We start from the raw sequence: 14,092 nt of genomic DNA on the forward strand, positions 1-14,092 counted from the left end.
AAACACAGTCGCTGGCGTGAGCCTGTGGAGGGGGGAACCCCTCCCGGGGGCGCGCGAGGCGATTCGTTCCTAACTGCGTCGTCATGCCCGAACGTGACGTACTGTCACCCGCTCTGTCCTGATTTGCCACTCTCAATGTGACTAACATCACGCTCTATTCGCTCCCTTTTCTCGCTCTACTCGCTCTATTCGCGCTAGGGTCGGACCACACCGACCGACACCCCAGGGAGCGCACCGATGGACGCCACGGCACGAGAGTTCGAGCGAATCGCTGCGGATCTCCGCACGCTCCGCACGGCGCTGTGGGAGGCCATGGCGGACACCGAGGCAGAGCGAGCCGAGACAACCGCGCTCGCGGTCGCTGCGGCCCGGTACGCCGTGGTCGCCGGTCGCACGTTCCTGGCTCCCGTGGCAGTGGCGCCGGTCGCTCCGGCCGTCCACCGGACGCCGGTCCGTGAGCGGGTGCGCCGGTCGGTGCGGCGTGCCGGTGAGCGGGTGGGCGTGGCGCTCCGGCCGGTCGGCACGGTCCGGGCGGCGGTGGCCGCATGACGCTCGCACAGCTCGCGGACGCCGTCGGCATGGTCGCCGACGCCGTCAGCAACGTCCTGCCTGGCCACTGGGGGCCCGTGGCGGACGCCGTAGGGACCGTGGCCGATACGGCGGCGCGGCACTGGGACATGACCGAACTGATCAGCAAGGGGACCGAACGATGACCGCTCAGACCATGATCACGACCCCGGCCCGCAACGCCATGGCGGGGCACGGTCTCACGGACGCCGTGGTGATCGTTGACGGCGCCGGTGTGGCCGCCGCGTACGCCGTGTTCTGCCCGGCGACGGAGCGGTACAGCGTGATGACCCTGGACGGCCGGTGGATCATCCCGGGCACGGACGGGTACCGGTCGCGCGGCCCGGTCACCCGGTACGTGCGCACGAACGTGGCCACGCTGCGGCCGGAAGGCATGCGGGTGATGGAGCCCGCGCGCTGTGGTAAGCGCGTCTCCCGTTCCCAGTACGGCCGTTCGTCGTACGTCACGTGCGGGGGGTCGTACCGGCACAACACGCACGGCACGGGTATCGAGTGCGACCGGTGCCGTACGTCGGTGTGGGGTGCCGATTTGGGGGGCGCGGGTTTCACGCTGGTCACGGACGGCCGCCGGGGAACTCACGTGCTCGCATGGGCCCTTGACCGGTCGCACGGTGTGGAGTGGGGCACGGTGCCGTCGTCGCACGCCGTGGCGTCCGTGATCATGCCGGGTGAGTCCGTGGCCGATTCGGTCGGCGAGACGGCCGCCGCGCGCACCCCGGGCATGCCGGTCGTGGCGGACGCTCCGGCGCCGGTCGTGGCCGAACCGGTGTCGGCCGGTGAGGGCGAGTCGGACGACGACGAAACGGCCGCGTATGACGCTGCGCTCGCCGAGTGCCGCGCGCTGCGCGACGACGTGGCCCGTATGCGGTCCGTGGACCGTATGGAGCGCGCCGACGTCCCGCACGGCAACGCCACGGCGCGGGAAGTGGCGGACGCTGCGGCGGCCGATGTTCAGCCGCTCATGTCGCGGGCGGCCGGTTGGTACGGGCTCGCGGGGTCGGGGGAGCGTGTCCGGGCGGAGATCCTGCCCGCGCTGCGGTCGGCGCGGGAGGCGGTGGCCGCGTACGACGCGCACCGTTCGGAGGAGGCCCGGGAACACGCGTTGCGTGTGGCGGCCGTCGCTCCGGTCGCGCCGGTCGCGGACGCTCCGGCCGATGCTCCGGCGGCCGGTGAGTCGGTGCCGTCGTGGCAGGCGGCCGTTACGCCGGTCGCGCTCACCCTGCCCGGCCGCCGTGACTGGTGGCACGGCGCCTACGGGCAATGGACTACGGCCACGGTCGGCGGTAAGGGCGTGGCGGCGGCGGCCGTCCGCTTCGCTCGCATGGCGGAAGCGGCCGGGTGGACGGTGGCGCTGCGGGCGGGCATGCACGTGACCGGTGAGGACACGTCCGTCGGTGTCTGGGAAGTGGAGTGCACGGGCATGGTGCACGACAACCATGCGGGCGGGCAGTCCCTTACGGTCCTGTCGCTCATGTGGGTACAGCGCACGGACGGCGGCCGGTGGACGTTCGATCGTGAGCGCAGCGCGGGTCAGCAGGGGGACCGGGAGCTGTCCGCGTACGTGACGCTGGCGGACTGGGAGCGCGCTGCCAAGACTGCCCGGCCCGTGCCGCTCACCCCGGAAGCGGACGGGGACGACGACACGGACGGGGGCGACGGGGGCGCGCCGGTCGCTCCGGCCGGTGGTGACGGCCCGGCCGGTGGGGGTGACACAGAGCTCTCTCCGCCGGCAATCCGTGACGACACGGCCGGGCCGGTCGCTCCGGTGCTCGCGTACGGACCGGTGCCGGACTCCGGGGTGATCTGCGCGGGTCAGGTGTTCCGGCCGGTGATCGGACGCCGTGGCCCGTACGCGGGCACGGTGCTGGTGTCGAACGCGTGGCGTGTTGAGGCTGCGCGGGCGGCCGTTGAACGGGCGCGGGTGATCGAAGCGGACCGGCGCGAGTGGGACGCCAATATGTCGGATCTCATGCGTGCGATCAAAGCGGGTGAGATCGACGGCCCGGACGACACGGCGCGGGTGCATGACCTGTGGGAGCGGGCCGGATCGCAGGCCCGTGCCGCGCGGGACCGGTCCCGGTCGGTGCGGATCCACGCTGATCAGGTCACGCGTGATTGGGATGAGTCGCGGGCGCGGTTGGACGCTGCCAGGGAGCACGCTGCGCGCGTCCTGGACCGTGGGGAGGTGCCGGAGGGGGCGACGCTGATTCGGTCGGCGGACGGGCGCGGCGCGTACGTGATCGCCGGGCGCGATGAGTTCGCCACCCCGGATGATGAGCGGTTCCACAAGGCGTGGCAGGCGTGTCTGTTCGATGCGGTCGCGGTGCGGGACGCGGGCAAGGTTCCCAAGAGCACGGGTGTGCCCACAAAGAAGCACCAGGGGCGCGGGCCGGGGTCGGCAGTGAAGGCGGCGATCGGGCGCGCGTCGCGTCCGCTGGTGTCGGTGTGGAAGGGCCCGAAGCTCAAGAGCACGGGTGAGCCGCTCACGATCGAACAGGCCGAACAGTGGTCGGACGCTGAGTGGTGCGTAGCGGAGACGCGTACGGATGGCGGGGTGTGGATCCCGGCCGCCGCATCGTTGATCGCTGACACGGCCGCCGGTAACGGCTGGTCTGTCGCGATGGAACGCCGCCACGGCGGCACGATCATCGTGCGGGCGGCCGGGCAGACCAGCACGGGCCGTCAGGGTGAGTGCGTGGCCGTGTTCCGTGACGGGCACGCGGACGACGTCCGCACGGGTGCCGTGGTCAACACGAAATGGATCTCCGGCCGGGTGGCGTCGGTGCTCAAGACGGTGGGGCAGACGGCCGCCGCGCCGGGCGACATGGGGGCGGTGTGCCCGGGGTTCGCCAACGACGGGAGCGACGCGGGCGCGCCGGTCGCTCCGGCGGAGGAGACGGCCGCGCCGGTCGCTCCGGCCGCGCCGGTCGCTTCGGCCCCGGTAGTGCCGGTGACGTACTGCCCTGAATGCCGTTGCTTCGAAGTGCGGGCCGGTCGGTGCGACGGGTGCGGGACGCCGGAAGCGGAGTGGATCCCGTGGGAGCACCCGGCGACGGTCGTACCGGCGACGGGCCCGGACGCGTACGGGTATGACGTGATCTGCCCGTGCGGCGTGTTGGTGCGCTACCCGTACCGGTCGGAAGCCGATCGGGTGCGGGCGGCGCATGAGGAGGGCACGGCGCGGCTGTACACGTGGAACCGTCACCACGTCCAGGACGACGACCAGCCGACCGGGGATGACGTAGAGCTCTCACCGCCGGCAATCCGTGACCAGGGCACGGCCGGACTGGCACTGCCCGGCGTCGACGGGTTCCCTGTCCGGCCGGAGCCGGAGGCGTGGCCTGCGATCCTGCCCGCGCAGGACCGCGAGACGCTCGCCCCGTACGCGGACGATGCGCGGGTGTTGGATTGCCTGTGGGCGGTCACGGTGACCGAGCAGATAGCCGACGCGCTCGGGTGCGATGAGTCGGCCGACTGGTCGTACACGGCGGTTGAGCGGACCGGGATCATCGGCCTGTCACTGGAGGACGGCGACGACCAGGACGCCGAGCGCCACGCGTGGGAGGCACGTCGGGACGTCGCGGCCGGGGTCGTGGGCGCGCTGGTCGACGCGGGCTGGGTGTACAGCCCGGCCGCGTTCGAGGCGCTCCCCGAAGACGTGCGCGCGCTGCTGACCGAGCATGCCGCTCCCTACCCGGTGCGGTGGCTGTTCCCCCGGCCGACGCCGGAGTCTGAGCGTGTCCTGATCCCGTTTCACGGGCCGGGCGGCTGGTCGTACGGGATCCGTCACGTCCTGCGCGCCACCGATGTGGACATTGTCGGCATCGACCTGGAGCCGGGCGCCGTGGCGACCGCGCACGCGGCCGGGTTCGAGTGCGTGCACGGCGACATGAGCGCCCTTGACCCTGAGCACCCCGCGTTGAAGCACTGCACGGGGCAGGTGCCTTCCCCGCCGTGCCAGGGGTTCACCGGCGCCGGTCTGGGTAAGGGCCGCACCGCTCACGCGGTGGAGACCATCTGCGGCGTGATCCGGCAGGTTCCCGGGGTGATCGGACTTCAGCCCACGGTCGACGCGCACGGCGTGTACGCCGGTATGCAGACCTCCGGCCAGTCATGGGCAGAGCTGCGGGAAGACCTGGAAACCCTGGACGACCCGCGCCCCGGGCTCATGGTGGAAGTCGTGGTGTGGGCGGCCGGGATGATCGCCGGTGGCGGGGATCTCCGCTGGATCGCAATGGAGCAGTCCGACCGGCTGCCCGCCCCGATCCTGCACGATCTGTGCGACGCGCTGCGGCTGCTGGGCTTCCGCACGATCGAGACCGAGACCCTGGACGCCACCGTGCACGGCGCGGCCTCACACAGGAAGCGGCTGTTCGTCCTGGCGTTCCTGGGCGACGTGTCCCCGGCCGTGTCCCTGTACCCGGAGCGGCCCATGCCGCAGACGTCCTTTGCGAAGCTGACCGGCTGGGATGAGTCGGTGACCGTGAACACGCGGGGTCAGCGTGGCATCAACCCCAAGACGGGCAAGCTGAAGGGCGGCGGCAGCTTCCCCGCGTGGAAGGTGTCCACGTGCATCACGGCCACCTCTTACGGGTGGACGAACAGTGCCACGGGTGAGCGCATGACCCAGGCGGACATCAACCGCGCCGTCGGGTTCCCCGGCACCTTCCCCATGCAGCACGTCGGCCGGGGTGAAGGCATCCGCAACAAGGCACAGCGCGCGGCCGACGTCGTCGCCACGCCGACGGCGGCGGCGGTGATCGGCCGGGCGATCGGGCGGCCGTGGGAGGCCCCGACGCGTGAGTACGTCGAGACGCTCTATGGGCATGAGCCGGAGCCGGAAACCGTGACGGCTGAGACCGTGACGCCCCTTGCAATCGAAGCCGCGCCGCGTCGGCTGGAGCTGACCGGCGGCGAGTACGCGAAGGCGTACGCCGAGGTGATCGGGCGCCAGGACGCCGAGCACGACACCCGCCGCGCCGCTGCGCTGCGCTGGTGCAAGCCGTTCGCCGATGTGGTGCGGGCGGCCGACCGCTCCCACCTGTTCACGGAGGACGACGGGCAGACGTTCCGCACCATCGGCGCCGTGGGCAAGAAGGGGCGCCCGGTGAAGGCTGAGCGGGTGCGTCTGCTGACCGGCGCCGGGTTCCTGTACACCGCGCCCACCGGCATGGTCCACGCCACGCCGGACGGGGTGGAAGCGCTCCGCATCTTGGACGCCAACCCCGGCGCACTCCTCAGCGAGCGGGACGCGATGGCGGCCGTCAGGAAGGCCAAGCGCGCCCGCCAGTGGGACAGCCCCGCCGGGCAGGAAGCCAACGCGCTCCCCCTGCTGCCGGGTGGCGAGACCGAACGCGACCGGCGCGAAGGCGCCCGGCGCCTGTCCGAGCAGTGGGGGCGCGAGTCCCTGGAACGGCAGGCGCGCGCGGAGCGGGAGCAGGCCATGCGGGACGCGCAGGACGCACACGACATGTGGGCGGCGGCGGAGGAGTCGGCCCGGGAAGCTGAGCGGGCGTACTGCCGTGAGTGCGCCGGGGTGTACCCGGTTGAGGCCCGGTGCGGGGACTGCCGGGACCGGCACGCGGCCGGACTCCCGCTGTGGGACGGGCTGGCGCTTCCCGCCGGTCGGCCGGTCACGGGCCGCGCGTGGTGGGAGCCGTGCGAGCGCGTCACCCTTGCCGGGCGTGCCGGTCGGACCGCGCACAGCCGGATCGGTTCCGGGGCCTACGTGCGGTGGGACGACGGCGGCGCGGGCTATGTCGACCCGGCCGCGCTCTGGGTCGAGGGCACGGAGCCCGCGCCCGTTGCCAGTTCGGTGCGGGTGCGTGTGGCTGCGGTGCGGCCGGTACGTCGTCGGCCAGTGGTGCGGCGCCCGGCGGCCCGGCTGCGGGTGGCCATCCCGGCCCCGCGCACGGTGCCGGTTGCTCTGCCAATCGGGGCCGACCCCGCCACGCCCGGCGGCCTCCTCGCCGGGTTCGATGCGGAGTGGGCGCGTCTGTCGGGGGCGTGGTCGGCCGTGACCGGCTGAGCCGGGCTCCTCTGGGGGCGGCCGGTCGGCCGGTCGCCCCGCTCGGGCGTGGTGACGTTCCGCCGGCGAAGGGCACTCCCCGGGAGAGCTCTGCGTGATGTGACGTACCCCACTGTCCAATTCTCGCTCTATTCGCTTCACTCGCTCTAGTATGGCGTCGTGTCGACCGGTCCCCGCCGGTCCAGCTCTGGCCACACAGCCACGGCAAACCCCAAGGAGAGAGCACGACATGACCACCGAATGGACGACCGAGGCCGCCCGCAAGGCGCTCGCCGCCACACCCGCCCCGTTCCTGGGTGGCCCGCTCGCCGATCGCAACACCCCCCGCAACGCCGAGGGAGCGGCCCGGTTCTTCGCCCAGTGCGCCGCATACGGCTACATCCCCATGCAGGCCGAGGAGGCCGGTACCGACGACTGCACCAAGACCAGGTGCAGCGGCGTGCACTCCGGATATGCCGGTTCGGAACACCGCACCCGGCTCGCATGCGCGCTCTGCGGAGCGGAAGACCTTGCCCAGTACCCGAGCCACATTCGCAGGGGAGCCGGTCACACCGGCTGCCCGTTCCGGGGCAAGGCCGCCCGCGTGGCTGCGGTCGAGCGGTTGACCGGCGCGCCAGTGCAGGCGCCCGCCCCCGCCGAGTACAGGAACGGCCACGGCGGCACGCTCGGACAGGAGCCGGAGCCCGCGCCGGTCGAGGACGCGGCGGAGGCCGTCGAGACGGCCGAGCAGACCCGCTCCGTGGCCGTTGAGACGGCCGCCAAGTCCCGTCCGGCGCCCGCACCCAAGACCCGTCCGCCGCGCGTCGGTGCGGCCATGTGGCGCGCGCTGGAAGGCTTCTTCACCACCGCTGCCAGCTTCCCGAACGTCCCGGCCGGTACCTGGGACGCGGAGCGCCCTCACTGGGTCGACGGCACGAAGGGCGCGACGCTGCGCGCAATGGAGGCGTGCGAGCGGGCCGGACTCGTCACCCGCACGGGTTCGCTGTTCCGGATCACGGCCGCCGGTGAGTCCGCGTACCGGGCCGGATACGACGCCTCCGCCACGGCGCCGGACGACGGCACGGATCTAGACGCGGACGACCGACGCGCGGTCAAGCGGCTTGCCGAGAGTGCCGGTCTGGCCCCCAAGACCCGTACGCCGCGCCGGTCCCGCAGCGCTGCGGCGCGGATCGCCCGTGCCCGCGCCGAGGTCGAGGCGACGGAGCGCACGGAGCGCATCGCATCGTCCCCCGTGCCCGCGCTCGCCGAACTCCTCGACCTCGGCCCGCTGTTCTGACCCCCCCCCCGTACGACGGCCGCCGTCGACCGGCGGCGGCCCCTACCCACCCGAGAGGCACACACGATGACACTCAGCATGGACAAGAGCGGCGACGACCAGGAACGCGCACTGGACCGCGACCGGCGCGCAGAGGAGCGCACGCGCCCGGTCAGCGCGCACGTGTACGTCAGCCCCATATCCGGGCGCGCCAGCCTGACGCTGGTCAGCGCGGACGGCGGCAGCAACCGCGAGCCGATCAACCTCGGCGGCGTGTACCGGAGCCCCGAGTACGCCGCCACCACCGTGGGCGCGACCAAGGTCCGCGAGGCAGGTTTCCGACTCGTCGGCGGCGCCTACTGGGTCCAGCACCCCGACCGGCGGGACATCGTGACGGTCGCCATTGAACCCACGCACCGCTACCTGTCATACGTGGCGCGGCGGTTCGGCCCGCTGCCCGTACCCCCCGCGATCCCCGGCGCCACGGTCGAGGCGCGGCAGCAAAGGGGCTGGTGGGACGTCACCCTGTCGGACGGGTCGCGGTACGCGCTCACATGGTCCCCGCAGCTCGGGGGCGACCGGTGGACGGTATGGGGCGGCCCGACGTGCAGCGTGCTGGTCCGCTCCCATGTCGACCCTGAGCGGGCGGTGTACGCACTCCGGTACCCCTCGCACATCCCCGCCAACGCCCGCCCCTGACACGCACGCGGCCCCGGGGCGGTGCATGCCCCGGGGCCGCTCATCCCGAGACCGAGAGAGACCCGAGAGGAACCCACCCTATGACGCTCCGCCGAACCTCCCAGACCATCGCAATGTCGCTGCGCTACTACCTGTACGCAGTCACGCCGGGCAGCGTGTACAACACCTATCCCCACGGCCCCTCGCGGCCGGTACCGGTCGAGTACAGCGAGCACGAGCGCGCCGAACACGCCGTGCGCCTGGCCGAGATGCTCGGCGAGTGGCGCGCCGTCGACCCCGAGGGCTACGAGCTGTGGGAGGCCGCGCAGGCCACCGACAGTGACCCGGACCCGTGCCGCTTCTGCCGCGAATGCCGGGGCCGCGTCGCTGCCGCGCCGGTCACAGTGCGCCCGTGGATGCGTGAGGCGAACTCCCGCTGACGCCGTGCCCGGTGTATCGCGCCCCCGCCCGACCGGCGGGGGCGCGGTGCTCTGCGGTACGACGACTGAGGAGACCCGAGCATGAGCATCCCAACCGCTACCCCGCCCGTTCCCGCCGGCACCACGGCCCGGCCCGCGCGCCCGGCTCTGGACGTCACCGACCCGGGCGAGGCTGTGTGGTCGCTGTGGGCCCACATGGGTGCGTCCGGCGACTGGTACCGGCAGGGTGGCCGTGCGTGGCGCCTGGACCCCGCCACGGGCCAGCCACGACCCGCCACGGCGAAGGAGGTCAAGACGTGGGCCGCGCTGCGCTTGCAGCCGGGCAAGGAGACGTCGAACGGCACCAGCGCGAGGACCGTGCCGGGCGTGCTCGCCGAGATGGCGCTAGAGCCGCAGCCGGGAACCCTCCCGGAGATCACCGGTATCCGCACACACCTGTTCCTGCGGCCTGACGGCACCCTCGCCCAGGGCGCCGGGCACGATGCCGTGTCCGGGTACTGGATCGCCCCGGCCGTCGATCACATGCCCGTGAGCGAGGAGCCCACGGCGGCGGAACTGGACGAAGCGCGCACCGTGATAGCCGACCTCATGGCGGGCTGGACGTTCACGGCGGCCAGTGACGCCGCCGGGATGCTCGCCATGCTCTGTGATCCCGTGATCAGGCTGTACGCCGGATCACTCGCCCCCGGCGTGATGATCACCGCGAGTTCGCCGAGTTCGGGCAAGAGCTACGGGGCGGAGGTGATGACGCGGGCGTTCGGGGGCCGGATGGTGTCGGCCGCGACGAGCGCGTACATGCTTGGCCGTCAGCTCACCACCACCATGCAACAGGCCGGATACCTCAGCGTGTTGTGCCTGGACAACATGCCCAACGGCGGGACGCTCGACCACCCCGGGGTGTCCTCGCTGCTGACGGCCGAGAGGTTCACGGAGCGGGCCGTGTGCACTGGATCTCAAGTGGACCTAGCCGGGATCGACCGGCCCATGATCGCCTGCACGGGTAACGCGGCCTCCCTGGGGGGTGACAATGCCTCCCGCTTCCTGGTGGTCCGGCTCGGCGACCGCACCCCGCACACCCGCGCGTACGACGATGCCGCCGTGGCGTGGGCTCTGGGCACCCTCGCCCGCGGCTGGGTACTCGCCGGCGCACCGCTCGGCGCGGACGACATCGCCATGCGGCAGTTCACGCCGTGGGTACGCGCGGCGGCCGGGCTCACCGAATGGATCGGCTACCCGGGTCTGTGGCAGGAGCGTGACGCCGTACTCGCGGACATGGACCAAGAGGGCGCGGACTGGGCACACCTGGGCGAGGCCGCACACGCCCTGCACGCGACCGTGAAGGAGAAGACCGGCCGCGAGTGGCTGACCGCGTCCGAGATCGTGAAGGAGTGCCAGGACCTTATCCCCCGCCCCGGCGCCGCCGAGCGGCCCGAGCGTGCCGACCGGCGCATCGGACACCGCGCGTTCGGTCTGATCATCAAAGCGCGCCTCGGGCGCATCGACGGGGGCTACCGGTGGGAACGCCGCTGGAACAGCACCGATCACAAGTGGCTGTACCGGGTGGTGCGGGTAGCACGCGGAGCGGCGGCCGGACTGCGGGAGCGCGCGGCGGCCGTCCTGGACGCGGTACGCATGGCCGCCCGCCCGGCGGTACCAGGCGCCGTCCTGTCCGCGCCAGTCCCGGCCGTCGACCTGTTCGGCACCCTCGGGGCGGTCGGGCCGGACGACGGCGCACCAGGTATGCGGGTAGGAATCCGGCCGCAGGTGTGACCGGCGCGAGCGGGACGACAACGGGGACCAGGCGGCGGAAGCGGGTTGCGGGTAGGAAGAAGACAACGAGGACCAGAAGGATAGGGAGGCGGCCGAGGATGAGCAGCCCCGGCGTACTCAACGTGGCCGCGATCTGGCGGACAACCGCACTCGCGTGGACGATACGCATCGGCACACAGACGGTCGGCACCCTCAGCGTCACCGACGGCGGAGCCGTGGAGATCGATCATCGTCCGGGCACCGATCCGTACCGGTGGAAGGCCGGGAGTGGGGCCGCGTTCGTGCTCGCCGCTGTACAGGGCCCCGGTGTCCTATCTCTGACCCACGGTGCAAAGTAGCCACCCGCGGTGTCTCCCGCCGTTCCAGGTCCGTTCGCGAATGGCACCAAATGGGTGAAGTGTGGAAGGAGGAGCGAAAGGAGGGGTCTCCATGTCTGACCCACAAGAGATCTTCAACGCCCAGAAGCACGCTGAGCAGGAACGCGCCGAACGTGAACGGCGCGCCCAGGAAGAGCGGGAAGAGGCCAAGCGGCGCGCTGACGAGCAGGCGAAGCGAGAGCAGCAAGGAAAGGCCTGGGGAGACAAGTAGAGAGCTGTCACTCATGGACGAGACAGAGTTCCCCCCTCGGAGACTGTTCTCGGTTGGTGACCTCGTCGTGGGTGACATCTTCCGGTGGCGCGGCGGACTGTCCGAGGTGGTGGACATCGAGGAAAGCGGGCCCGCCCGAAGGTTGCTGCTGCGCGACTGTCGTACGGGCGCAGAAGAGCGAACGCGCGGGTGGCTGCGCGTCGCACCTATCGGACGGCTCGAAAATCGGCACTGACTCCGCTGCTCAAGCAGCGCAGCGGGAGAGACACCGCGGGTGGCTACTTTGCACCGTGGGTCAGAGGACACCGGGGCCGGGGAGCGCGGGTAGCGCGGGCGCGTCGATCACCGGTACCAGGACGGTGATGCCCGTGAAGACGACCGCGGTTCCGCCGGCGGATCGCACCCGGGCGCGGGCTGTGCGTAGGACGGCGCCCCGCCAGTCCGGAGACGAGCGGGGCGCGGGTAGAGCGAGGGGACGCTACAGGTCGTCGGGGAGCAGCCGGAACGCGGGGTGACTGGACAGCGGACTGACCGCCCGGAAGTCGCGCCGGTCAAGCGTCAGGATCGCATCCGTTGCGTACTGATTCGCCAAAGCCATGGTGACCGCATCCGACAGATCCAGTCTCTGCGCCGCATAGCGCTTACGCAGGTAACCGGCCTGCCCGAGGATCTCGCTCGTGATCTCAGGGACCACGTACCGCTGTGACGCTACATGGCCGCGGATCTCGTCGGCGATGACACACGATGCCTCATACCCGAACTCGCCGCGCGCGATGTGGTCGACCTCGTCCAGGACCAGCGGCGAGAAGATCACGACGGCGGCGGAGTCGAGCACCTTGGAACAGGCTTCCCCCTCGGGGTGCGTCTCGTCGTACGCCGCAATGACGGCGCATGTGTCAGCAACGACGATCAAGCTCAAGCCTGCGTCCCTCCCCTGCTGGCAACAGCGTCTTCCGCCGCTTCGGCCAGCATCTCCACGAGCCCCCTGACAGTCTCCTCGGAAGGCGCCCGCCGACCATTGAGGAACTCCAGCAGCGCCCGCCGCTGCTCCCGGCGCACCTGTGCCGCATCCGTTGCCCTGCACGCGTGGGCCTCCTCCAGGACGGCCACCAGCCCCAAAGCAGCAGACGACGCCTCATCGAGAGGACGTCGGTGCAGCGCGTCAAGCCACAGGTCCCGGCCCGAGATACCCTCCCTCACCGAACGGCCGCGCTCGACTACTGCCGCAAGCCACCCATCCCGGATCGCCGCGTCCACAGCCGGCACGGTGGCGTCATTGCCTGAGCCGCTCTCGGGCGCTTCCCCAGCGACGGCCCTGCGTACCTGGTCCCTGGTAACGGTCTTCCCGCTACCGCGGAACTTGCGGGACACCGCAGGGGTGTCCCAGGTCTGCACCGACAGCGCCGCCATGTGAATCCCGCGCCGGATGATCTCCGCCTCCGGCACACCGAGACGCTCGGCGCCCTTCTTGATCAGTTCGAGGTCTTCCGGGTCGGCGTACACATTCGTTCGCTTCATCGCCATGTACCAACCATACACATGTACCAATGGGTGATACATCTGGAGAAAGGGACGCCCCGCCGGACGAAGGCGGGGCTCGAAGCGGGCACCGGTCAGGCCTCGGGCCCCAGGCGAGCGGTCACCTCGCGCATGGTGGTGGCGCTGGGCTTGAAGTAGCGGCGGGCGTGGCGGGGGTTCTTGTGGCGTGACTTGGCCATGAACAGCATTTCGGAGACGCCGGACTCTCCAAGGTGCGTGAGGCTGGAGTGCCGGAACTCGTGGAGGTCCCAGCCGGTTCCTTCCTCGCCACCGATGCAGGTGTGCCGGTCGAGCAGGGCGCGTGCCTGGCCGTAGCCGAGACGCGCTAGTCCGGTGTCGGGGCATACGTCGCAGGCGTCGACCTTCTTCCCGGGGCCCGGTCGACGGTGGGTGATGAACAGTGGTCCGCTGGTGCGGTCGCCGATCAGGCGGGGCAGGAGTCGGGCGGTACCAGCGTCCCACCAGACCTGTTCGAGCGCGTATTCAGCGCGGGTTGCGCCGCGACGACGGGTCTTAGGCTGGGCACCCTTGGCGCGCACCCAGCAGGTACGGCCGGGCTGGTCCAACTCCTCGATGTTCACGCCGAGGATCTCGTCAGCGCGGGCCGACGTCTCGTAGAGCATCCGATAGAACGTCTTCTCTCTCAGGTCGACGTCACGCCGGCGGATGAGCCGGTCGATCGCGGACCGGGATCGTACAGGCGTCTCGGACGGCGTGGCGGGCGCGGCCTTGCACCATGGCGGGATGGACGGGTGGTCGATGCCGTGTTCGGCGCACCAGTTGAGCCAGCCGCCGACGGCGCCGCGGCGGGCGTTCCATGTGCCGTTCGCCGACTCGCCCCACGACTGCTCTAGGGCCTGGCCGATCTCGTCGTCTTCGACGGCGTGAAGCGGCCGATCGTCGCCGAGAACGGCGGAAACCTTTTCGAGGGCATAGCCGTAGTTCCGGCGGGTGTTGGCGTTGCGCTGGGCGTCGAGGAACGAGTCAGCGGCACCCCGGACGGTGTGAACCGTTCCGCCGGTTCTGGGCCGCAGTTCGGTGACGACGGACACGGGATCCCCCTTGCTACAGATAACAAGCACGCTTCGCGTACCGGCCGCGCTGGCGTGGCTGTGACCTTCAGAGCTTTTTGGCGCCACATTCACACTGGTAGTTGGCGTAGGGCGTCGGATGGCCACTACTGACGGCTTTCTTTCTGGCCCTTTC

The 14,092-nt window shown here is 71.4% G+C and carries 12 protein-coding genes; 9 read left to right on the top strand and 3 right to left on the bottom strand.

From position 1 onward, the window contains the following. Window positions 1–237: 237 nt before the first annotated feature. From ACWC0C_RS07080 to ACWC0C_RS07120, 9 genes are all read left to right on the top strand, one after another. The gene (locus ACWC0C_RS07080; RefSeq protein ID WP_450862238.1) at window positions 238–549 is read left to right on the top strand and encodes a hypothetical protein; all 312 of its coding nucleotides are present in this window, start codon (window positions 238–240) and stop codon (window positions 547–549) included. Beyond that, the gene (locus ACWC0C_RS07085; RefSeq protein ID WP_450862240.1) at window positions 546–713 is read left to right on the top strand and encodes a hypothetical protein; all 168 of its coding nucleotides are present in this window, start codon (window positions 546–548) and stop codon (window positions 711–713) included. Before ACWC0C_RS07080 ends, ACWC0C_RS07085 begins: the two co-directional genes overlap by 4 nt. Then, window positions 710–6,616, top strand: a complete 5,907-nt coding sequence (locus ACWC0C_RS07090; RefSeq protein ID WP_450862242.1) for a hypothetical protein — start codon at window positions 710–712, stop codon at window positions 6,614–6,616. The genes ACWC0C_RS07085 and ACWC0C_RS07090 overlap by 4 nt, the downstream gene beginning before the upstream one ends. Window positions 6,617–6,845: 229 nt before the next feature. Beyond that, window positions 6,846–7,892: a hypothetical protein gene (locus tag ACWC0C_RS07095; protein ID WP_450862244.1), complete on the top strand. Its 1,047-nt coding sequence runs from the start codon at window positions 6,846–6,848 to the stop codon at window positions 7,890–7,892. Window positions 7,893–7,958: 66 nt separating this feature from the next. After that, complete coding sequence (locus ACWC0C_RS07100) at window positions 7,959–8,570, top strand: hypothetical protein (protein ID WP_450862246.1); 612 nt, start codon at window positions 7,959–7,961, stop codon at window positions 8,568–8,570. A gap of 80 nt (window positions 8,571–8,650) precedes the next feature. Further along, entirely contained in the window at window positions 8,651–8,989 is a 339-nt protein-coding gene (locus ACWC0C_RS07105; RefSeq protein ID WP_450862248.1) for a hypothetical protein, read from the top strand. A gap of 81 nt (window positions 8,990–9,070) precedes the next feature. Further along, complete coding sequence (locus tag ACWC0C_RS07110; RefSeq protein ID WP_450862250.1) at window positions 9,071–10,759, top strand: hypothetical protein; 1,689 nt, start codon at window positions 9,071–9,073, stop codon at window positions 10,757–10,759. 98 nt (window positions 10,760–10,857) lie between these two features. Beyond that, window positions 10,858–11,097, top strand: coding sequence for a hypothetical protein (locus ACWC0C_RS07115; RefSeq protein ID WP_450862252.1), 240 nt, complete (start codon window positions 10,858–10,860; stop codon window positions 11,095–11,097). 91 nt (window positions 11,098–11,188) lie between these two features. Further along, a complete protein-coding gene (locus ACWC0C_RS07120; RefSeq protein WP_450862254.1) occupies window positions 11,189–11,347 on the top strand; it encodes a hypothetical protein in 159 nt (52 codons plus the stop codon). A 478-nt stretch (window positions 11,348–11,825) separates the two neighbouring features. Here ACWC0C_RS07120 and ACWC0C_RS07125 read toward each other — a convergent pair whose 3' ends face one another. The 3 genes from ACWC0C_RS07125 to ACWC0C_RS07135 form a co-directional block, all read right to left on the bottom strand. Then, window positions 11,826–12,266 carry a type II toxin-antitoxin system VapC family toxin gene (locus ACWC0C_RS07125; RefSeq protein ID WP_450862255.1) on the bottom strand — a complete coding sequence of 147 codons (441 nt, stop codon included), beginning with the start codon at window positions 12,264–12,266 and terminating at the stop codon, window positions 11,826–11,828. Beyond that, complete coding sequence (locus ACWC0C_RS07130) at window positions 12,263–12,871, bottom strand: hypothetical protein (RefSeq protein ID WP_450862256.1); 609 nt, start codon at window positions 12,869–12,871, stop codon at window positions 12,263–12,265. Before ACWC0C_RS07130 ends, ACWC0C_RS07125 begins: the two co-directional genes overlap by 4 nt. An 89-nt stretch (window positions 12,872–12,960) precedes the next feature. After that, complete coding sequence (locus ACWC0C_RS07135; RefSeq protein WP_450862257.1) at window positions 12,961–13,938, bottom strand: tyrosine-type recombinase/integrase; 978 nt, start codon at window positions 13,936–13,938, stop codon at window positions 12,961–12,963. Window positions 13,939–14,092: the final 154 nt, after the last annotated feature.

It is taken from the genome of Streptomyces sp. NPDC001709, assembly GCF_053596375.1.